This window comes from Streptomyces sp. NPDC048825 (assembly GCF_043198355.1).
Lineage (GTDB): Bacteria > Actinomycetota > Actinomycetes > Streptomycetales > Streptomycetaceae > Streptomyces > Streptomyces xiangluensis.
On sequence record NZ_JBICUR010000003.1, the window covers coordinates 268,644 to 289,943 of the forward strand.

Sequence of the window (21,300 nt, forward strand, 5' to 3'; positions counted from 1 at the left end):
GACACCGCGGGCCTCCCTGACGAACCAGGGAAACACCTTCGAAGGAGACAAGAAATGATCACCCTCCGTATCGGAGAATCCACCCCGGGAGTCGCCCGATGAGGGTGCTGCTGATCGGAGCCAACGGATTTCTGGGCCGGTACGTCGCCGACCGACTCCTCGCCGACCCGGCCGTGCAGCTCACCGCGCTCGGCCGGGGCGACGACGCGGATGTACGGTTCGACCTCTCCAGCGGCAGCCCGGGCGCACTGACCCGCTTCCTGGACGCGGTGCACCCCGGCGTCGTCATCAACTGCGCCGGTGCCACCCGCGGTGGCGCCCGCGAACTGACCCGGCACAACACCGTCGCCGTCGCCACCGTCTGCGAGGCCCTGCGCCGCAGCAGCTGCGGGGCACGCCTCGTGCAGATCGGCTGCGGCGCGGAGTACGGCCCCAGCCAGCCCGGTTCCTGCACGGCCGAGGACGCCACGCCGCGCCCCGGCGGCCCGTACGGCGTCAGCAAGCTTGCCGGCACAGAACTCGTCCTGGGCTCCGGCCTGGACGCCGTTGTCCTGCGGGTCTTCTCGCCCGCCGGACCCGGCACCCCCGCCGGCTCGCCCCTCGGCCGCCTCGCCGAGGCCATGCGCCGGGCCATGCAGTCCGGCGACGGCGAACTGAAGGTGGGTGGACTCGGCATCCAGCGCGACTTCATCGACGTACGCGATGTCGCGCGCGCCGTCCACGCCGCCTCCCTCTCCGCCGCACAGGGCGTCATCAACATCGGCTCCGGACGTGCCGTACGGCTCAGGGACGCCGCAGCCGTCCTGGCGCGCGTGGCCGGCTACGGCGGCGCACTGCACGAACTCGACGCCCCGCCCGGAATCGTCAGGCCCTCCATCGGTCACCCCCGCTCCGAACCCGAGCACACGGCTCCGGCCGCGCACCCCTATCCCGACGGCTGCGGCAGCTGGCAGCAGGCCGATGTGCGCACCGCACGCGACCGGCTCGGCTGGCGGCCCCGCATCCACCTCGAAGAGTCCCTCGCCGATATCTGGATGGAGGCGGCATGCCGCATCTGACCAGCCCCGCGGTGGGCACCGCGAGCACCGACATACGTTTCGGCTTCGGCGTCCCCGGCTATGCACACCCCCTCGTTGCCCCTCGCGAATGGGGCGAACTCACCCGCCCCGGCACCCCCTTGCACTGGGTCGTCCTCAACGTCGCCGACGGTCCCGGCATCCGGCCCGACCCGCACTGCCTCGCCGCAGCGGGGCGGCTGCGCAACGCGGGCGTCCGGGTCCTGGGGCACCTGGACGTGAGATACGGCGCACGCACCTTCGGTGAGCTGATCTCGGACGCGCACCGGTATCTCGACTGGTACCGGGTCGACGGCTTCTATCTGGACCGCTGTCCCACGAATCGGACAACGCTCCCTGAGGTGATCCGTACGGCCACCACCCTGCGCGCGTTCCTCGGCGAGGGCCATATCGTCCTGGGACACGGCTCCCACCCGCACCCCGGATATGCCGAAACCGCCGACCAGTTGGTGACTTTCTGCGGCCCTTGGAGCGAATACCGCTGGTCGCAGGTGGCGGAGTGGACCGCCGACCACTCGCCCGAGCGCTTCTGCCACTTCGTGCACAGCGTGCCCCGGGGTCATCTCGAGGAGGCGCTGCGCATAGCCCGCTGGCAGGGTGCCTCGACGATCTACTTCACCGACCGCACGGACCGCGGCGGTTGCGTAGTCCCCTGGGAGACCATGCCCGGCTACTGGGACGAAATCGTCTCGCGGGTCGGAACGGGTGTCTCGGAATGAAGAGGGGCGTGGCAGTGTTACGGCAAGAACAACTGTAGTGATTGACCGACCAACGGAGTCCCCGTGTCGCTGCCACCCCTGGTCGAGCCAGCTTCTGAGCTCACCGTAGACGAGGTCCGCAGGTACTCCCGCCACCTGATCATCCCAGACGTAGGGATGGACGGGCAGAAGCGGCTGAAGAACGCCAAGGTGCTCTGCGTGGGCGCCGGCGGCCTGGGCTCGCCTGCCCTCATGTACCTGGCCGCGGCGGGCGTCGGCACGCTCGGCATCGTGGAGTTCGACGAGGTCGACGAGTCGAACCTGCAGCGCCAGATCATCCACAGCCAGGCGGACATCGGCCGTTCCAAGGCCGAGTCGGCCCGCGACAGCGTGCTCGGCATCAACCCGTACGTGAACGTGATCCTTCACGAAGAGCGGCTCGAGGCCGACAACGTGATGGACATCTTCAGCCAGTACGACCTGATCGTCGACGGCACCGACAACTTCGCGACCCGCTACCTGGTCAACGACGCGTGCGTGCTCCTCAACAAGCCGTACGTCTGGGGCTCGATCTACCGCTTCGACGGCCAGGCCTCCGTCTTCTGGTCCGAGCACGGCCCCTGCTACCGCTGCCTCTACCCGGAGCCCCCGCCGCCGGGCATGGTCCCCTCCTGCGCCGAGGGCGGCGTCCTGGGCGTGCTGTGCGCGTCCATCGGCTCCATCCAGGTCAACGAGGCGATCAAGCTGCTCGCGGGCATCGGCGAGCCGCTCGTCGGCCGTCTGATGATCTACGACGCCCTGGAGATGCAGTACCGCCAGGTCAAGGTCCGCAAGGACCCGGACTGCGCCGTCTGCGGCGAGAACCCCACCGTCACCGAGCTCATCGACTACGAGGCCTTCTGCGGCGTCGTCTCCGAGGAGGCCCAGGAGGCGGCCGCCGGCTCGACGATCACTCCCAAGCAGCTCAAGGAGTGGATCGACAATGACGAGAAGATCGAGATCATCGACGTCCGCGAGATCAACGAGTACGAGATCGTCTCGATCCCCGGCGCCAAGCTGATCCCGAAGAACGAGTTCCTCATGGGCACCGCCCTGGAGACCCTGCCGCAGGACAAGAAGATCGTCCTGCATTGCAAGACGGGTGTCCGCAGTGCGGAAGTCCTCGCCGTGCTCAAGTCCGCTGGTTTCGCGGACGCGGTGCACGTCGGTGGCGGCGTGATCGGCTGGGTCAACCAGATCGAGCCCGAGAAGCCGGTGTACTAGACGCAGGCTCAGGCTTTGCGGAGTGGGGCCCGGCACCGGGTGTGCCGGGCCCCTTCCTGTTGTGCGAGCTCCTGTTGCCCAGTGGGCTACGACTCGCAGACCTTTCCGTCCTCCGGCACCTTCCCGTCCAGCAGATACGCGTTCACCGTGTCGTCCACGCAGGAACTGCTCCCGTACGCCCCATGTCCCTCGCCCTTCCAGGTGAGCTCGACACCGACGTCCTTGCCCAGCTCGTCCGCCATCTTGCGTGCACCCTCGTACGGTGTCGCCGGGTCGCCGGTGTTGCCCACGACCAGGACGGGATCCGCTCCGGGCGCGCTGACCTCCGGGGTCTCGTGCTGACCGGCCACCGGCCAGTTGTGGCACCAGCCCGCCGTGTCCCAGCCCATGAACTCGCCGAAGACGGGCGAGATCTTCCGGAACTGAGGGAGCAGCTTCTTCGTCTCCTCGATCGTCGGCCGCTCCTTGTCGTCCAGGCACGATATGACCCGTTGTGAATGCGTCGTCGTGCCGTAACGGCCCGTTGAGTCACGCTCGTTGTAACTGTCGGCGAGGGCCAGCAGCTCCGAACCGTCGCCCTGCTCCGCCGCATCCAGCGCGCTGGTCAGGCCGGCCCAGGTCTGCTCGCTGTAGAGCGGCAGGACGATGCCGGTGAGCGCCAGCGACTGTGTGAGCTTGCGGCCGCTCGATGTCGGCAGCGGCTCGGCGTCGATCTTCTTCAGCAGGTCCGCGATCTTCTGAGAGCCCTCTTTCGGGTTCTCCCCGGTGGACTTGAGGTAGTTGTCCAGGGCGCGCTGGAAGCCGCGCGTCTGGTTCTTCGCGTGGCCGACCGTGCCCGCGCTCGGGTCGACGACCGCGTCCAGCACCAGTCGGCCCACGTTCTGGGGGAACAAGTGGGCGTAGACACCGCCTAGTTCGGTGCCGTACGAGATGCCGAAGTAGTGCAGCTTCTGGTCGCCGAGTACATGGCGCATCAGGTCCATGTCGCGGGCTGTGTCGGTCGTCGAGACGTGTGCCATGAGCGGGCCCGCCGACTCCTGGCAGCCCTTGCCGAAGTCGGCGGAGTCCTTGAGGTAGGAGGTCTCCTCGGCCGCTGTGTCAGGCGTGGAGTCGACCGACTCGGCGGCCTGGATCTCCTTGTCGCTGCGGCAGCGCACGCCCTCGCTGGCCGCGACTCCGCGCGGGTCGAAGCTCACCAGGTCGTACCGCTCCTGCAGTTGGGACGTCAGCGCCGCGTACGACGGCATCATGGAGATGCCCGAGCCGCCCGGGCCGCCGAAGTTGAACAGCAGCGAGCCGATGCGTGAGTCCTCGTCGGTGGCCTTGCCGCGGATCAGAGCTATGCCGATCGTCTCGCCCGTCGGTTTCTTCCAGTCCAGCGGAACCTTGAGCGACGCGCACTGCCAGTCGTCGCCCGGCGCGGGTCCGTCCGAGGTGGCCCCGCAGCGGCCCCAGTCCAGCTTCTGTGAGGTGAGCGAGGCCGGAAGCTTCGCCGTCGGACCGGACGGCGCCGCGGTCGGCGGGGCGCTGGCCTTTCCGTCGTCGTTGCCCTCGTCGGACGAGCCGCCACCGCAAGCCGCCGCAAGCCCGGTGACCAGCACCGCGGCCGCGGCCAGCGCCGTGGATCGTACGAAACGCGCCATGTGCCCCTTACCCCCTCGCAAGTCATCCGCACGAGCCGCGAATGACGGTCAGGCCATAGTAAGCAGACCACGAGTGAAGCCGTGTCAACCTGTGGATAACGCTGTGACCTGCGCTTTTATGGGCAAACCTGGCCCGTCGGCGGGACCCTGCCGTCCAGCAGATAGCCGTCCACCGCATCACGCACGCACTTGTTTCCGCTGCCGTACGCGCCATGCCCCTGGCCCCGGTACGTCAACTCGATGCCCACGCCCTTGCCCAGCTCGTCCGCCATCTTGCGGGCGCCCTCGTACGGCGTGGCCGGGTCGCCGGTGTTGCCGATCACCAGGATCGGTGCCGCCCCGGGGGCGCTCACGTCTGGGTCGTCGGCGGCTCCTGGCACGGGCCAGTCCGTGCAGCCGAGCAGACTCCACGCCACATAGTCGCCGAACAGGGGAGAGGCCGTGCGGAACTGCGGAAGCTTCGCCTCCACATCGGCGGTGGTGTAACGCGCCTTGTTGTCCGCGCAGTTGATGGAGACGTTGGCGGGGACGCTGTTGCTGTATTCGCCGCTCTCATTCCGTCCGTTCATCGCGTCGGACAGCAACATCAGAACCGTGCCGTCGCCGGCGTACGCCTGCTGGAGCCCTTCGGTGAGGTACTCCCAGTAATCCTGTGAGTAGAGCGCCTGCAGGATGCCACTGGCGGCGACAGTCTGGGTCAGCTCGCGCGGGAAGACGCCCGGGACCGGCAGGCTGTCGAGGTCCTCGAGCAGTCGGGCGATCCGGTCCTTGACGTTCTGCGCGGTGTCGCCGAGCGGGCATGCCTCCTGCTTCGAGGTGCAGTCCTCGGCGAAGTTGTCCAGCGCGAGCTGGAAGCCCTTGGCCTGCCCGAGCGAACCCTGCTCCGGATTTCGCGTCGGGTCCACAACAGCGTCGAAGACGGCCCGCCCCACCTTCTTGGGGAACAAATGGGCGTACACACCGCCTAGTTCGGTGCCGTACGAGATGCCGAAGTAATGCAGCCTGTCGTCGTCGAGGACCTGCCGCACCAGGTCCAGATCGCGGGCCGCGTCGGTGGTGCGCACGTGCGGGAGGAACTTCCCGGAGTTCTTCTCGCAGGCCGAGTTAAACGCTTTCGTGTCCTCCAGGAGCGTTCTCCGCTCTGCGGCGTTGTCGGGGGTGGCGTCCTGCTGGAAGTACTCGTCGAGCTGTTCATCGCTCTGGCACTCCACGCCCGCGCTGCGGCCGACCCCGCGCGGGTCGAAGCTGACCAGGTCGTAGCGGGTGCGCAGGTGCGCGAACTCCGTGGCGAACGCGGGCAGTGTGGCCACTCCCGAGGATCCGGGGCCGCCGAAGTTGAAGATCAGTGACCCGATCCGCCTTTCCTCGGCGCCGCTCGCCTCCGCCCGGATCAGCGCGAGCCCGATCGTGTCTCCCTCGGGCTCGTCCCAGTCGAGGGGCACCTTCAGCGTCGCGCACTGCCACCTGTCGCCGTTCGGCAGGGCCGACGGGGCCTCTCCGCCTCCCTGGGCCTCGGACGGTGGCGGGCAGTCCTCCCAGCTCAGTTCCTGCGCCGCCAGGTCCTCGTCGTCCTTGTCGCCGGCGTCACTGCCGCACCCGGCGACGGTCACGGACAGCACAAGGATGGCGGCCAGGGCAGCGGCTCGCAGCCGGGAAGGATTCGGCATGGTCCCATCCTGCGGTCGCGGGGGACGGGACGCTCGGGGCGCGGGCTGTGCGGGTGAGGGTCAGATGTGTTGCCGGGGACGTCGGGGACCTCGATACGCCTAGAGCGCGCCCTTGCGTGTCAGATGGTTGAAGAACAGCCAGCCGGGCAGCACCGGCAGCCACAGCGTGAGCAGACGGTAGAGCAGCACCGCGGGCGCCGCGACCTCCTTGGGCAGACCCACGGCGATCAGGCCGACCGTGAGGGTCGCCTCGACCGCGCCCACGCCGCCGGGCGTCGGAGCGGCCGAGCCCAGCGCGTTGCCGGCGAGGAAGACGACGGCGACGCTGGCGAGGCTGAGCGCGGGCATGTCGTCGCCGCCGAATGCCCGGATCGACGCGTCCAGGCACATCACGAAGCAGGCCGTCAGCAGCACCATGCCGCCGATACCGGTGATGAGCTTCTGCGGTCGCTGGAGCACGTCGAGCATGCGGGGCACGACACCCGCGAAAAGCGACCGCACACGTGTGACGACGAATTTCCGCAGGAACGGGATCGAGGTCATCACGAGCACCAGAACCGCGACCGTCAGCAGACCCGCGATCACCGTACGGGACGGCGACAGCGACGGCGTCTTCTCCGTTCCGGTCAGATAACCGAAGGCGAGCAGCAGCAGGATGTGGCTGCCCAGACCGAACAACTGTGAGGCACCGACGCTCGCCACCGCCAGGCCCGGCCGCACTCCGGCGCGCTGCAGGAAGCGCGTGTTGAGGGCGACGCCGCCCACCGCCGCGGGTGCCACGATCTTCACGAAGGACCCGGCGACCTGCGCCGCCACGGCCCGCAGGAAGGGCACTCGCTCGGGCACGAAGCCCAGCAGGCTCATGGCCGCCGCGAAGTAGCTCAGCGCCGAGAAGAGCACGGCCGCGGCGACCCAGCCCCACTCGGCGTTGTCGAAGAGTGTGCCGAACTCGATGTGCGTGAGCTGCGAGAGCAGGAAGTACGCGCCGATGGCACCGGCGATGAAGCTGATCAGCGTGCGCGGCCGGATGCGCTCCAGGCGGGCCGGTTCGACCGGCGCCTGCGGCCTGATCAGCAGTACCTGGTGACGGATCTGGGTGAGCAGATCCTCCTCGCGTGCTTCCTCCAGGGCCTCGTCGATCGCCCGCTTCTCGGAGCGCTTCTCGGCCCGTACGGCCTTCTTGTCGGGCTTTTCGAGTACGACGGGCCCGGTGGTTTCCTCGGCCTCCTGCTGGGTGCGCCCCGGCCTGGCATGCCGAGAGGCCTCCAGCACGGCCTCCCGCTCCCGCTGCGCCCGCTCGCGGGCCAGTTTTCGCAGCGTCGCGCGCGTGGCGCGGGTCAGCGCGATGGGCTGCAGCATCGGCAGGCAGTCGGCGACGGTGTCGGGGCCGAGCACCTCGACCGCCGAGGCCACCGCACGTTCCGCGCCGACCCGCAGGGCCAGCGTGGTCACCAACTGGGCGATGTCCATACGCAGCAGCAGCTCACCGGCCGCGATCTCACCGCCGCGCAGATCGGTGAGGATCACCGTGCCGGAACGATCCACCAGAATCGCGTCGCCGGCCAGCCTGCGGTGCGCGATGCGCCGCGACTGCAGCGCCTGCACCTGATGCCAGGTGTCGCGCAGCAGCTCGTCGGTGATCTCCTCGTCCGGCAGGGAGTCCAGGGTGTGCCCGCCGGTGTGCTCGTAGACGAGCATCACTGCGTCCGGGCCCAGTTCCGAGGTGGCGATCAGCTTGGGCGCGTTGGCTCCGGCCGCGATGGCCGCGTACGCGAGAAGCGCCTCCTGCTCCAGCGCCTGGCGCAGCGACTGGAGGCTGCGGCGTGTGGTGATGCCCCGCAGCGTCAGACGCCGCCACACGCGGTAGAAGAAGCCCTGCGCCTGCTGCTCACGGTCGACCACCGTGACGTCCAGCGGCCGGCCGTCCTCCAGCGTCACGAAATACCGGCGCCCGCGGTCGCCGCTCTCGGTGGACTCCGGTGTCTCCTCACGGGAGGCACTCACGGGATGGAAGCCGACATGCCGCAGGCCCGCCATCAGCGTCCGGCCCGTGGGCCGCACGTTCGGTGAGCCGACCGCGTACAGCGTCCCGTACGCCACGCTCCAGCCGATCAGCACCGTCAGGATGATCGAGAAGGGTGTCGTGTAGCCGGTGACCAGCATGGAGAAGGCGTCGAGCAGCAGCACCACCCACAGCACCGCACGCCATCGTGGCCGCCGTGCCATGCCGACGGCCGTCATGTACGCGATGACGGGCGCGAGATAGCCGTGCACCGGGTCGGTGAGGGCGTGGATGTCTTGCGGCAAAGGCTGCGTGAGCGCCTTCTGGATCGAGTCCGGGGCGGCCTTGGCGACCCACAGATCGGTGGCGAGCGTCACTCCGTGGGCCAGAACGGCGGCCAGGACGCCGTCGGCGATACGCAGTCCGTCCCGCTTGATCAGCCGCTCGATGGCGAAGGCGACCGGCACCAGCAGGATCGCGATGCTCGACGCGAGCCCCGCGATCTCGCTCAGCAGGTCGGGCGCCTCGTCGGTGCCCTTGTTGATGTCCTGGGCGAGTCCCGACGTCGTGCCGTGCGCGAACGCGGCGATCCCCAGCAGTACCGCGACCGCGAGGATGCCCACCAGGAGGCGCATCAGATCGGAGGGACGGTGCACGCGCGCGGGGAGCAGCGGTTCGTCGCCCTCGACCGCTTCGGAGTGGACGTCGTCGGCTTCGGAGTCCGCGGCCGGGACGCCCTTCTTCATGTTCGCGTTGTTGGCGTCCGAGGTGCGTCCGCCCTTCTTGTGCGCGTCCGAGGTGCGCTCGTCCGAGTCGTCGCCGGTGTCCGGGCGCGACGAGACCTCAGAGGTGCCCTCCGCCTCTTCGGGGTGCACACCCTGCTGTTTCATCGTCTCTTCTTGATCTCGTATCACCAGTCACCGCCCGCATGATGGTGGCATGCCTCGCCGACACGGAGGGGCATCAGGGGGCAATGCGGGGGCGCACAGTCTGCCCGAAGCACCGCTCCCGAGCGAGGTATACGCCTGGTCACCGCCCCGTCACGTTGTCGGTGGGGTGGGGCAGGATGGGGCGGATGAGCGAGGAGAGCCTTCCGGCGGACGCCCTGCCGGAGTATGCGGAGCGAGTCCTTGAGGTCGCCGAGCTGATCCCGCCCGGCCGCGTCATGACATACGGGGACGTCGCCGAGTGGCTCGGGGAAGGAGGGCCGCGTCAGGTCGGCCGTGTGATGGCTCTTTACGGCGGAGCCGTTCCGTGGTGGCGCGTCATACGCGCGGACGGCGTACTGCTCCCGGGTCACGAACTGAAAGCCCTCGGCCACTACCAGGCGGAAGGCACGCCCCTGAAGGAGGCGAGCAGGGCCTCCGAGGGCCACCTGCCGCGCGTCGACATGAAGCGAGCGCGGTGGGACGGCGAGCAGCGCGCGGAACGTCACACTTGACAGCTTCCGCCATCGGAGACCCGAAAGGGGGATCAAGGGCCCGTACGGGGGAAACTGGGCACGTCCGTGGCATGGCGTACGTTCGTGATGCAGGGGACACAAGCGTCCTGAGGGATGAGAGGGAAGAAGCGGAAGCCCTCCTTCCGCTGTCCTTGCGGGCGTAGCGTCAACGGCGCGCATCCCCCTCACCACGCGGCCACCGCCGCCCACGCGCGACAGTAAGCCAACCAGCACACCCACCAGGACCGGCGAACCACGTGAGCTCCTCTTCCTCCACCAGGCGCCTGTCGCACCACCAGGGGCGGCAGGGGAACCGTGGCGCTTACCGACTGGTGCGTACCCCACCGGTCCGGGTGGATCCCCCTCTCCTGGACGCAGCGCAGCGGGCGGTGGTTGACCACAAGGGCGGCCCGCTGCTCGTTCTCGCAGGTCCGGGCACCGGGAAGACGACGACACTCGTGGAGTCGGTGGCGGCCCGGATCGGGCGCGGCACGGACCCCGAGCGGGTCCTGGTGCTGACGTTCAGCCGCAAGGCCGCCGTGGAGCTGCGCGACCGCATGGCGCTGCGCATTGGGGCGGCCCGCGCGCCCCGGGCGACCACGTTCCACTCCTTCTGCTACGCCCTGGTCCGCGCCCACCAGGACAGCAACCTGTTCGTGGAGCCGCTGCGGCTGCTCTCCGGCCCCGAACAGGACGTGGCCGTGCGTGAACTCCTGGCGGGTCAGCCCGACCTGGAGCGGCTCGGCCTCGCCCATGTGCGCTGGCCGGACGAGCTGCGCGCCTGCCTGACGACGCGGGGCTTCGCCGACGAGGTCCGCGCGGTGCTCGCCCGCAGCCGCGAACTGGGGCTCGGCCCGGACGCGTTGGACTCGTTCGCCTCCCGCATCGGGCGCCCCGACTGGCGCGCCGCAGCCACCTTCCTCGCCGAGTACCTCGACGTTCTCGATATGCAAGGAGTGCTCGATTACGCGGAACTGGTGCACCGCGCGGTGCTGCTCACCCACCGTCCCGAAGTCGCAGCACGGCTCGCCGCGCAGTACGACGCGGTCTTCGTCGACGAGTACCAGGACACCGATCCGGCGCAGGTACGGCTCCTGCACGGGCTCGCGGGCGGCGGAAACACCCTTGTAGCCTTCGGCGACCCCGACCAGTCGATCTACGCGTTCCGGGGCGCCGACGTGAACGGCATCCTGGAGTTCCCGGAGGCCTTCCCGCGCCCGGACGGCACTCCGGCGCCGGTCGAGGTTCTGAGGACATCACGCCGTTCGGGTGCCGGGCTGCTGGCCGCCACCCGCCTCCTGACCCGGCGCATGCCGCTGACCCGTCTCCCGGCGGAGAAGGTCCGCGCCCACAGGGAGCTGACTCCTGTACGGGACGGTGGCCGCGTCGAGGTCTACACGTACCCGACCTCCGGCACGGAGCTGGACAACATCGCGGACATCCTTCGCCGCGCCCACCTGGAGGACGGCGTGCCCTGGGGCGAGATGGCCGTCCTGGTACGCGCCGGGCACCGCACCGTCCCGACCGTCCGCCGTACCCTCACCGCGGCCGGCGTCCCCCTCGACATAGACGGCGACGACCTTCCCCTGCGCCATGAACCAGCCGTGGCGCCCCTGTTGACGGCTCTCAAAGCGGTCGCCGGGGCGGCACTTCGGGACCGAGCGGGGGCAGCCGGGCGGGCCGGACCTGAGGCCGAGGCGGGTGCCGACGGAGAGGGGGCGGCTGAGAGAAATGACACCCCCACGCGCGCGGACACCGTCACTGCCGTTCCCACCGACGATGCTTCCGAGCCCGAGCCCGAGCCCGAGCCCGAGCCCGAGCCCGAGCCCGAGCCCGGCGTCGCTCCGGAAGCCCCCTGGCTCGACACCGAGACCGCGCTCACCCTCCTCGCCTCCCCGCTGGCCGGCATGGACGCCGCCGATCTGCGCCGCCTGGGCCGTGCTCTGCGCGAGGAGGAGCGCGCCGGGGGCAACCTCGTCCCGCCGCCCTCGGACGAGTTGCTGGCACGGGCGCTGGCCGAGCCGGAGCGACTGGTCGCACACGACCCCTCGTACGCGCGCGGAGCCCAGCGTCTGGGCGCCCTCCTGCGCAAGGCCCGTGAGCGCCTCGCCGGCGGCGGCACGGCCGAGGAGGCCCTCTGGGAGCTGTGGGACGGCACACCGTGGCCTCAGCGCCTGGAGCGGGCCGCCCGGCGTGGCGGCGCGGCCGGGCGCAACGCGGACCGCGACCTCGACGCCGTGTGCGCGCTGTTCGCGACGGCGGCCCGCGCCGAGGAACGCACAGGTGGCCGCGGCGCCCTCAACTTCCTGGAGGAGATCGAGGCCGAGGACATCGCCGCCGACACGCTCACCCGCAGGGCCGTACGCCCCGAGGCCGTACGCCTGATGACGGCACACCGCTCCAAGGGCCTTGAGTGGCGCCTGGTCGTCGTCGCGGGCGTGCAGGAGGGACTGTGGCCGGACCTGCGCCGCAGAGGCTCCCTCCTGGAGGCCGACCGCATCGGACGCGACGGCCTCGCCGAACCGCTCACCCCCGGTGCACTGCTCTCCGAAGAACGCCGTTTGTTCTACGTGGCCGCTACGCGCGCGCGTGAACGTCTCGTCGTCACCGCCGTGAAGGCCCCCGCCGACGACGGAGACCAGCCGTCCCGCTTCCTCACCGAACTCGGCGTCGAACCCAAGGACGTCACCGGCCGCCCCCGCCGCCCCCTGTCCGTCGCCGCCCTCGTCGCCGAACTGCGCGCCACGATCGTCGACCCCCGCATCTCGGACACCCTCAGGGAGGCCGCCGCCCGCCGCCTGGCCCGGCTCGCCGCGCTCGGCGACGAGGACGGCCGCCCTCTCGTGCCGTCCGCGCACCCCTACCGCTGGTGGGGCATGTACGAGCCGACCGAGAGCAAGGTCCCCCTGCGCGACCGTGACCAGCCCGTCGTGCTCTCCGGGAGTGCCCTCGACCAACTCGCCAACACCTGTGCGCTCCAGTGGTTCCTCGGCCGCGAGGTGAAGGCCGACGCCCCTGCGACAGCCGCCCAGGGCTTCGGCAATGTGGTGCACGTCCTGGCCGACGAGGTCGCCTCCGGACGCAGTCCCGCCGACCTCGCCGTCCTCATGGAGCGCCTCGACTCCGTGTGGAACGCGCTCGCCTTCGACGCGCCCTGGAAGTCGGCGCAGGAGAAGGAACACGCGCGCGTGGCACTCGAACGCTTCCTGAAGTGGCATGTGCTGGACCGAGCGGGCCGTACGCCGGTGGCCAGCGAGCACGACTTCGACGTCACCCTCGAAGCGGGCTCCTACGAAGTACGCATCCGCGGCTCCATGGACCGCGTCGAGCGGGACACCGAAGGCCGCGCCTACGTAGTCGACTTCAAGACAGGCAAACAGGCACCGACCGCCGCCGACGTGGCCCACCACCCCCAACTCGCCGTCTACCAGCTCGCCGTACGCGAGGGAGCCGTCGACGAGGCCTTCCAAGGCGAGCGCCCCGACCCTGGCGGCGCCGAACTCGTCCAGCTCCGACAGGGCGCCCCCAGGAAGGAAGGCGGCGAGACCCTGCCCAAGGTGCAGGCCCAAGAGCCCCTCACCGGGGAGTGGATCGGCGACCTCCTCGCCACTGCCGCGGGCAAGGTCCTCGACGAGCGGTTCACACCGACCACAGGACAGCACTGCACACACTGCGCATTCCGGGCGTCGTGCAGCGCACGGCCCGAGGGACGCCACGTGGTCGAGTAAGCCCGCCCCCCGGGGGCGCCGCGTCGTCAAGCGATGCCGGAAGTGACAAAGCGCACCACGCGTGCTGACCAGCGCATCCTCCGGCCCGGCGGCCGATGCGGCCCCCGCTGTCAGTGACCGCGGCTAGCCTCTCTGAGGTGCCCGCCCGTATCACCGATCCCGAACAGCTCAAGGAGCTCCTCGGCATCCCGTTCACCCCGGAGCAGACGGTCTGCATCACCGCACCGCCCGCCCCGCAGGTGATCGTGGCCGGAGCCGGCTCCGGCAAGACCACGGTGATGGCCGCGCGCGTGGTGTGGCTGGTCGGCACCGGGCAGGTAGCCCCTGAACAGGTCCTCGGCCTGACGTTCACCAACAAGGCGGCCGGCGAGCTCGCGGAGCGCGTACGGAAAGCGCTCATCAGGGCAGGCGTCACCGACCCCGACGTGATCGACCCCGACAACCCCCCCGGCGAGCCCGTCATCTCCACGTACCACGCCTTCGCGGGCCGCCTCTTGACCGACCACGGCCTGCGCATCGGGCTCGAACCCACCACACGCCTCCTTGCCGACGCCACCCGCTACCAGCTCGCCGCCCGCGTCCTGCGCGAGGCCCCAGGGCCCTACCCGGCGCTCACCCGCTCCTTCCCCGACCTGGTCAGCGACCTCCTCGCGCTCGACTCCGAACTCGCCGAACACCTCGTACGGCCTGAGCAGCTGCGCGCGTACGACGCCGCGTTGCTGCGCGATCTGGAGAGCGCCAAACTCACCAACGCCGACCTGCGCAAGGTCCCGGAGACGGCCGCCGCGCGCCGTGAACTGGCCGAACTGGTGGGCCGCTACAGGACGGCCAAGCGTGAGCGCGACCTCCTCGACTTCGGAGACCAGATCGCCCTCTCCGCGACGCTTGCCCGCACCCGGCCCGAGGTCGGCGACATCCTGCGCGACGAGTTCCGGGTGGTCCTGCTCGACGAGTACCAGGACACGTCGGTCGCCCAACGCATCCTCTTGGCGGGCCTGTTCGGTGGCGGCACCGGCCACCCCGTGACCGCCGTCGGCGACCCCTGCCAGGCGATCTACGGCTGGCGGGGCGCCTCCGTCGCCAACCTCGACGACTTCCCCGAGCACTTCGCGCACCCAGACGGCCGCCCCGCGACCCGCCAGGCGCTCAGCGAGAACCGCCGCAGCGGCGGCCGGCTCCTCGACCTGGCCAACGGCCTCGCGGAGCCCCTACGCGCCCGGCACGCGGGCGTGGAGGCCCTTCGTCCCGCCTCCGGTGCCGAACGCGACGGCATGGTGCGCTGCGCGCTGCTGAGCACCCACGCCGAGGAGCTGGGCTGGATCGCCGACTCCATCGCCCATCTCGTGCGCACCGGAAAGGCGCCCGGCGAGATCGCCGTCCTGTGCCGCACCGCAACCGACTTCGCCGAAATCCAGGGCGCGCTCGTCGCCCGCGACATCCCCGTCGAAGTCGTCGGCCTCTCCGGACTGCTGCACCTCCCGGAAGTCGCCGACCTCGTCGCCGTCTGCGAGGTCCTCCAGGACCCGGGCGCCAACGCCTCCCTGGTCCGCCTGCTCACCGGCCCGCGCTGGCGCATCGGCGCCCGCGACCTCGCCCTCCTGGGGCGCCGCGCCCGGCTTCTCGTGTCGCACGCGCGCGTGGGTGCCGACGACGACCCGGACCGCCGGCTCGCCGCGGCCGTCGAGGGCGTCGATCCGGCCGAGGTGATCTCACTCGCAGACGCCCTCGACACCTTCCTGGAGACGCCTCTGGGGGGCGACGGGGACGACGACGGGCTGCCCTTCTCGCCGGACGCGCGCGTGCGGTTCGCCCGGCTCGCCGCCGAACTGCGCGACCTGCGCCGCTCGCTGTCCGACCCGCTGATGGACGTCCTGCACCGAGTCCTCGCCACCACCGGCCTGGAGGTGGAACTCTCCGCGTCCCCGCACGCCCTGGCCGCCCGCCGCCGCGAGACCCTGTCCAACTTCCTCGACATCGCCGCGTCCTTCGCCGCCAACGACGACGAGGCCACCCTCCTGGCCTTCCTCGGCTTCCTGCGCACAGCCGCCCAGTACGAGAAGGGCCTCGACAACGCCCTGCCGGGCGGCGAGAACACCGTCAAGGTGCTCACCGCCCACAAGGCCAAGGGCCTCGAGTGGGACGTCGTCGCGGTCCCCGGACTGGTCACCGGCACGTTCCCCAGCACCCAGGGACGCGAGAAATGGACCGCCCAGGGCAAGGTCCTGCCCCACGAGCTGCGCGGCGACGCCGACACGCTGCCCGACATCGACGCCTGGGACTCCAAGAACATGAAGGCCTTCCACGAGGCCATGAAGGACCACCAGCACACCGAGGAACTCCGCCTCGGCTACGTCACGTTCACCCGGCCCCGCTCCCTGCTCCTCGGCTCCGGCCACTGGTGGGGCCCCTCCCAGAAGAAGCCACGCGGACCGTCCGACTTCCTGCAGGCCCTGTACGAGCACTGCGCGGCTGGGCACGGCGAGATCGAAGCCTGGGCGGACGAACCCGAGGAGGGCGAGGAGAACCCGGCGCTTCACGAGGCCACCGGCGACCACGCGTGGCCCCTCCCGCTGGACGACGCGGCGCTGGCCCGCCGACGAGCAGCCGCGGCAACGGTGCTGGCCCACCTGGAGTCCGAGCACTCCCACGAGGCGGCCCACCCGTCGGCTCACGACACCCAAACCCTGTACGACGATCCGGACTGGCCTCCTCCGCCCGAGGAGGACGAACCCCCTTACGGGGACGGTGACTTCGCTGACGAAGCTCCGTACGCCGATGAAGCCCTGTACACGGACGAGGCTCCGTACGCTGACGAGGCACTCCATGAAGAGACCACATTCGCGGACGGGCTCTACGGAGAAGCCGAATTCGCGGACGCGCCCCCGGGCACTGCGCAGTCATGGCCCCGGAGCCGGCCGAGGATCCCGCACCCCACTCCCGCCCCGGACGCCCGCCCGCACCCACCTGAGACCGCGCCCCTCACAACCGAAGAAGCCCGCACCATCGCCTCCTGGGACCGCGACCTTGACGCCCTCACCGGAGAGCTCCTGCGCGCCCGCCAGAGCGTCACGGAAGTACCCCTGCCGATCTCCCTGACCGCATCCCAGATGCTGCGCCTGGCCGCCGCCCCGGACGCTTTCGCGCAAGAGCTCGCACGCCCCATGCCACGCGCCCCGCAGCCCGCCGCACGCCGTGGCACCCGCTTCCACGCCTGGGTGGAATCCCGCTTCGAAGAGCTACGGCTGCCCATGCTGGAGCCGGAGGAACTGCCCGGAAGCGAGGCCGAGATCGCGGACGAACGCGACCTGGAGGCACTCAAGGACGCCTTCGAACGCACCCCGTACGCCCACCGCACGCCCTACCGCGTAGAAGCCCCCTTCCAGCTCGAGATCGCCGGACGAGTCGTACGAGGCCGCATCGACGCCGTCTACAAGGAAGGCGACGGCGACGAGATGACGTACGAGATCGTCGACTGGAAGACCAACCGCAGCCGCACCGCAGACCCCCTCCAGCTCGCCCTCTACCGGCTCGCCTGGGCCGAGCAGCACGGCGTACCCCTGGAGTCCGTCAAGGCCGCTTTCCTCTACGTGCGTGGCGGCGAGATCGTACGGCCCGAGAATCTCCCGGACCGGGCCGCACTGGAGCGGCTGCTCCTGGAGGAGCTGTCCTCGGACGAACCGCCGGACCAGCATGTCAGTGCGGGCGGATAGGCTCGTGAACATGAGCACGACTTCGGACAGCGCCGTCCGCCCGTACATCGAGAACCACCGCGCCGCCTTCCTGGACGCCCCCACCGAGTGGCCGCGCATCCCGTCCGTGCCGGCCCGGCCCGAGCGCACGGAGGACATACGGCGCAGCGCCGACCGGCTTGCCGCGAAACTCCGGGAGACCGGCTTCCCGACCGCCGAGGGCGGTGCGGGCCCCGCCGCGGACGGAGCGACCTAGCGGACAACGGGCGCGATGCACACTGAAAGAGCCCGCCGAACGCCGCCGAGTCCTGCCGCACGTCCCGCTGAAATACCCGTTCCACCGGGGGAGTTGGAAGCACCCGTGACCACCTGGACCGATCACACCGCCGACCGTCCCATTTCGCTCACCGCCCCGAGCGGCATCGATCGGGCCGCCCACCACCGGCTCGACGAGGCCTGGCTCGCCGCGGCGTGGAGCCACCCCACAACCCGTGTGTTCGTGGTCTCCGGCGGCCAGGTCCTCATCGACGAGACGGAGGACGGCACCACCGAACTCGTCATGACCCCCTCCTTCGAAGCCCCCCTCACCGAGGCACACCGCTACTTCCTGGGCACCGACGACGACGGCGTCAGCTACTTCGCACTCCAGAAGGACGCGCTCCCCGGCCGCATGGACCAGTCCGCACGCGCCGCGGGACTGCGCGAGGCAGGCCTGCTCCTGTCACCCCGCGACACGGGACTCATGGTGCACGCCGTCGCTCTGGAGAACTGGCAGCGCCTGCACCGCTTCTGCTCCCGCTGCGGGGAGCGCACCGTGATCGCCGCGGCCGGCCACATCCGCCGCTGCCCCGCCTGCGGCGCCGAGCACTACCCACGCACCGACCCGGCCGTGATCATGGCCGTCACGGACGACGACGACCGCATCCTGCTCGGCCGCCAAGTGCACTGGCCCGAGGGACGGTTCTCCACCCTCGCCGGCTTCGTCGAGCCCGGCGAGTCCATCGAGCAGTCGGTACGCCGCGAGGTCCTGGAGGAGGCCGGCGTCACCGTCGGCGAGGTCGAGTACATCGCCAGCCAGCCCTGGCCCTTCCCCTCCAGCCTCATGCTGGGCTTCATGGCCCGCGCCACCTCGGCGGACATCGACGTCGACGGCGACGAGATCCACGAAGCCCGCTGGTTCTCCCGCGAAGAGCTACGGGCCGCCTTCGAGTCCGGCGAGGTGCTGCCGCCCTACGGCATCTCGATTGCGGCCCGCCTGATCGAGCTCTGGTACGGCAAGCCCCTGCCGAAACCGGGCACGGCCCTCTAACGGGGGCTCAGCTCCCTATCTTCTGCTTGACCTGCGCCAGAGAAGGGTTCGTGAGGGTCGAACCGTCCGGGAAGAGGACGGTAGGCACCGTCTGATTACCGCCGTTCGCCTTCTCCACGAACGCCGCGGACGCCGGGTCCTGCTCGATGTTGATCTCCTCGTACGTGATGCCCTCGCGGTCCATCTGGCTCTTCAGCCGACGGCAGTAGCCGCACCACGTGGTGCTGTACATCGTCACAGTGCCCGGCATGTGTCTCGCGCTCCTTTGCTGCTGGGGTACGTATTCGCAGTGAGTGGAACGTACGTGACGGGTCCACCATTCCCGTACGCGGGCGGTGTGGGGCCCGGAGGCCGGGGCCGCGCCTGCCGCATTAGTACGACTGCGACCGTCCGCCTGTGGACAACCGGCGCACCCGTCACCGCCGAACTGGCAGCATGGCGGGGTGACAGCAGCAACGCACTCCACCCTCTTCCCGCAGGGCTCCGGCAGCTCGCAGTACGCGGCTCGGCCGGGCGGGGCCGACGCGGTGCTCGAAGGCCTCGACCCCGAGCAGCGCGAGGTCGCCACCGCCCTGCACGGGCCCGTGTGCGTACTGGCAGGAGCCGGCACGGGCAAAACCCGGGCCATCACCCACCGCATCGCCTACGGAGTGCGCGCCGGGATTCTCCAGCCCGCCAGCGTGCTGGCCGTCACCTTCACCAACCGTGCCGCCGGCGAGATGCGCGGCCGGCTCCGCCAGCTCGGCGCCTCCGGAGTCCAGGCACGCACGTTCCACTCCGCCGCCCTGCGCCAGCTCCAGTACTTCTGGCCCAAGGCCGTCGGCGGGAGCCTGCCGCGGCTCGCCGACCGGAAGATCCAGCTCGTCGCCGACGCCGCAGCCGCCTGCGGCGTCCGCCTCGACCGGGGCGAACTGCGCGATGTCACAGCCGAGATCGAATGGTGCAAGGTCACCCGGACCGTCCCCGCCGACTATGCGGCGAAGGCCGCCAAGACCGGCCGAGAAGCCCCCCGCCACCCGGGCGAGATCGCCCAGCTCTACGCCGCATACGAGGACGTCAAACGCGACCGCGGTGTCATCGACTTCGAAGACGTCCTGCTACTGACCGTCGGCATCCTCCAGGACCGGCACGACATCGCCGACGAGGTCCGCGCCCAGTACCAGCACTTCGTGGTCGACGAGTACCAGGACGTCAGCCCCCTCCAGCAGCGCCTCCTGGAACTGTGGCTCGGCGAGCGCGACAGCCTCTGCGTCGTCGGTGACGCCAGCCAGACGATCTACTCGTTCACCGGTGCAACCCCAGACCACCTCCTCGACTTCCGCACCCGCCACCCCGGCGCCACGGTCGTCAAGCTGGTCCGCGACTACCGCTCCTCACCCCAGGTGGTCCACCTCGCCAACGGCCTGCTCGCCCAGGCCCGCGGTCGCGCCGCCGAACACCGTCTGGAGCTGATCTCCCAGCGCGACCCGGGCCCCGAGCCGGTCTACACCGAGTACACCGACGAGCCCGCCGAAGCCGAGGGGGCCGCCCGCCGCATCCGCGACCTCATCGCCTCGGGCGTCCCCGCGAGCGAGATCGCCATCCTCTTCCGTACGAACGCCCAGTCCGAGATCTATGAACAGGCCCTCGCCGACGCCGGGGTGCCCTACCAACTGCGCGGTGCCGAGCGGTTCTTCGACCGACTGGAGGTGAAGAGGGCCATCCACGGCTTGCGTGCGGCAGGCCGCTTCGGGGGCAACGACGCCCTCCTGGACGACGCCGGGGACCTGCCTGGGCAGGTACGAGCCGTGCTGTCGAGCGAGGGCTGGACCAGCGAGCCCCCCGCCGGATCAGGCGCCGTCCGCGAGCGCTGGGAGTCACTGGCCGCCCTGGTGCACCTCGCCCAGGACTTCGCTGCCGCCAAGCCCGCCGCCACGCTCGGCGACCTCGTCGCGGAACTCGACGAGCGTGCCGCCGCCCAGCACGCCCCGACCGTCCAGGGCGTCACTCTCGCCTCCCTCCACTCCTCCAAAGGCCTGGAGTGGGACGTCGTCCTTCTCGTCGGTGTCGCCGAAGGCATGATGCCGATCTCCTACGCAAAGACCGAGGAACAGATCGAGGAGGAGCGCCGCCTTCTCTACGTCGGCGTCACCCGCGCCAGACGACACCTCTCCGTCTCCTGGGCACAGTCCCGCTCGCCCGGAAGCCGTCCCAACCGCCGCCCCAGCCACTTCCTCGACGGACTGCGCCCCGGCTCCACCGCAGCCCCGACCCGAGGCGGCGCAGGCGGCCCCGGCGGCATCGAGCGCGGTGTCGCCGGTGGTGTCGAGGGCGTAGTGCGGCGGGTGAACCGTCAGCCCGCCCGCTGCCGGGTCTGCGGTCGCACCCTCACCGACGCCGGTGAGATGAAACTGATGCGCTGTGACGACTGCCCCTCCGACATGGACGAGGGGCTGTACGAGCGGCTGCGCGACTGGCGAGCGGCCCAGGCGCAGCGCAGCGGACAACCGGACTTCTGCGTCTTCACGGACAAGACACTGATGGCCATCGCCGAAGCGGTACCGGCCACTCCGGCCGAACTGGCCCGCATCCCAGGGGTGCTCACCCGCAAGCTCAACCGCTACGGAACCGAAGTTCTGGCCATCTGTGCAGGTCAGGAGCTTGAAGGGGGAGACGATGAGGACTGACGCAAACTCGTCGAGAAAATAGTTTGCGCATGCCCCAGGAATCCCCATAGGTTCTTAAGCACGGAAGCGGCGGCCTTCTCCAAGGCCCTGGTTCCGTGCTGTACTTAATAACCGTCGG

At 70.3% G+C, this 21,300-nt stretch carries 13 protein-coding genes; 9 read left to right on the forward strand and 4 right to left on the reverse strand.

Going from position 1 to position 21,300, the window contains the following annotated elements; translation table 11 throughout:
- Window positions 1-98 precede the first annotated feature (98 nt).
- From ACGFNK_RS09860 to moeZ, 3 genes are all read left to right on the forward strand, one after another.
- Entirely contained in the window at window positions 99-1,058 is a 960-nt protein-coding gene (locus ACGFNK_RS09860; RefSeq protein WP_386342183.1) for an NAD-dependent epimerase/dehydratase family protein, read from the forward strand.
- The gene (locus ACGFNK_RS09865) at window positions 1,046-1,795 is read left to right on the forward strand and encodes a spherulation-specific family 4 protein (RefSeq protein WP_393413680.1); all 750 of its coding nucleotides are present in this window, start codon (window positions 1,046-1,048) and stop codon (window positions 1,793-1,795) included. The genes ACGFNK_RS09860 and ACGFNK_RS09865 overlap by 13 nt, the downstream gene beginning before the upstream one ends.
- Before the next feature lie 63 nt (window positions 1,796-1,858).
- Complete coding sequence (gene moeZ / locus ACGFNK_RS09870) at window positions 1,859-3,037, forward strand: adenylyltransferase/sulfurtransferase MoeZ (RefSeq protein WP_386342179.1); 1,179 nt, start codon at window positions 1,859-1,861, stop codon at window positions 3,035-3,037.
- Between the two features lie 86 nt (window positions 3,038-3,123).
- Here the strand turns inward: moeZ and ACGFNK_RS09875 are convergent, their stop codons facing one another.
- From ACGFNK_RS09875 to ACGFNK_RS09885, 3 genes are all read right to left on the reverse strand, one after another.
- The gene (locus tag ACGFNK_RS09875; protein WP_393413683.1) at window positions 3,124-4,680 is read right to left on the reverse strand and encodes an alpha/beta fold hydrolase; all 1,557 of its coding nucleotides are present in this window, start codon (window positions 4,678-4,680) and stop codon (window positions 3,124-3,126) included.
- Between the two features lie 116 nt (window positions 4,681-4,796).
- Window positions 4,797-6,347 (reverse strand): alpha/beta hydrolase, encoded by a 1,551-nt coding sequence (locus tag ACGFNK_RS09880; RefSeq protein ID WP_393413685.1) that lies wholly within the window; start codon window positions 6,345-6,347, stop codon window positions 4,797-4,799.
- A gap of 99 nt (window positions 6,348-6,446) precedes the next feature.
- Window positions 6,447-9,239 carry a lysylphosphatidylglycerol synthase domain-containing protein gene (locus tag ACGFNK_RS09885; RefSeq protein WP_393413687.1) on the reverse strand — a complete coding sequence of 931 codons (2,793 nt, stop codon included), beginning with the start codon at window positions 9,237-9,239 and terminating at the stop codon, window positions 6,447-6,449.
- 185 nt (window positions 9,240-9,424) lie between these two features.
- Between ACGFNK_RS09885 and ACGFNK_RS09890 the strand changes: the two genes are divergently transcribed.
- From ACGFNK_RS09890 to nudC, 5 genes are all read left to right on the forward strand, one after another.
- Entirely contained in the window at window positions 9,425-9,790 is a 366-nt protein-coding gene (locus ACGFNK_RS09890; RefSeq protein WP_393413689.1) for an MGMT family protein, read from the forward strand.
- A 257-nt stretch (window positions 9,791-10,047) separates the two neighbouring features.
- Window positions 10,048-13,518, forward strand: coding sequence for an ATP-dependent helicase (locus tag ACGFNK_RS09895; protein ID WP_393413691.1), 3,471 nt, complete (start codon window positions 10,048-10,050; stop codon window positions 13,516-13,518).
- Between the two features lie 137 nt (window positions 13,519-13,655).
- On the forward strand, window positions 13,656-17,228 hold the full coding sequence (locus tag ACGFNK_RS09900; RefSeq protein WP_393413693.1) for an ATP-dependent DNA helicase: 3,573 nt from the start codon (window positions 13,656-13,658) through the stop codon (window positions 17,226-17,228).
- A gap of 10 nt (window positions 17,229-17,238) precedes the next feature.
- Window positions 17,239-17,463 carry a hypothetical protein gene (locus ACGFNK_RS09905; protein WP_393413695.1) on the forward strand — a complete coding sequence of 75 codons (225 nt, stop codon included), beginning with the start codon at window positions 17,239-17,241 and terminating at the stop codon, window positions 17,461-17,463.
- Between the two features lie 105 nt (window positions 17,464-17,568).
- A complete protein-coding gene (nudC, locus tag ACGFNK_RS09910) occupies window positions 17,569-18,516 on the forward strand; it encodes an NAD(+) diphosphatase (protein WP_393413697.1) in 948 nt (315 codons plus the stop codon).
- Between the two features lie 7 nt (window positions 18,517-18,523).
- On the opposite strand, the gene ACGFNK_RS09915 is transcribed toward nudC, so the two are convergent.
- Window positions 18,524-18,766, reverse strand: coding sequence for a mycoredoxin (locus ACGFNK_RS09915; RefSeq protein ID WP_386342161.1), 243 nt, complete (start codon window positions 18,764-18,766; stop codon window positions 18,524-18,526).
- Between the two features lie 193 nt (window positions 18,767-18,959).
- On the opposite strand from ACGFNK_RS09915, the gene ACGFNK_RS09920 reads away from it, so the two are divergent.
- A complete protein-coding gene (locus ACGFNK_RS09920; RefSeq protein ID WP_393413700.1) occupies window positions 18,960-21,182 on the forward strand; it encodes an ATP-dependent DNA helicase UvrD2 in 2,223 nt (740 codons plus the stop codon).
- Window positions 21,183-21,300 lie beyond the last annotated feature (118 nt).

What these genes read in the sequence shown, in the direction of transcription:
- ACGFNK_RS09860 (WP_386342183.1), top strand. Translation starts at nt 99, where the DNA reads ATGAGGGTGCTGCTGATCGGAGCCAACGGATTTCTGGGCCGGTACGTC.
- ACGFNK_RS09865 (WP_393413680.1), top strand. Translation starts at nt 1,046, where the DNA reads ATGCCGCATCTGACCAGCCCCGCGGTGGGCACCGCGAGCACCGACATA.
- ACGFNK_RS09875 (WP_393413683.1), bottom strand. Translation starts at nt 4,680, where the DNA reads ATGGCGCGTTTCGTACGATCCACGGCGCTGGCCGCGGCCGCGGTGCTG.
- ACGFNK_RS09880 (WP_393413685.1), bottom strand. Translation starts at nt 6,347, where the DNA reads ATGCCGAATCCTTCCCGGCTGCGAGCCGCTGCCCTGGCCGCCATCCTT.
- ACGFNK_RS09885 (WP_393413687.1), bottom strand. Translation starts at nt 9,239, where the DNA reads ATGAAACAGCAGGGTGTGCACCCCGAAGAGGCGGAGGGCACCTCTGAG.
- ACGFNK_RS09890 (WP_393413689.1), top strand. Translation starts at nt 9,425, where the DNA reads ATGAGCGAGGAGAGCCTTCCGGCGGACGCCCTGCCGGAGTATGCGGAG.
- ACGFNK_RS09905 (WP_393413695.1), top strand. Translation starts at nt 17,239, where the DNA reads ATGAGCACGACTTCGGACAGCGCCGTCCGCCCGTACATCGAGAACCAC.
- ACGFNK_RS09915 (WP_386342161.1), bottom strand. Translation starts at nt 18,766, where the DNA reads ATGCCGGGCACTGTGACGATGTACAGCACCACGTGGTGCGGCTACTGC.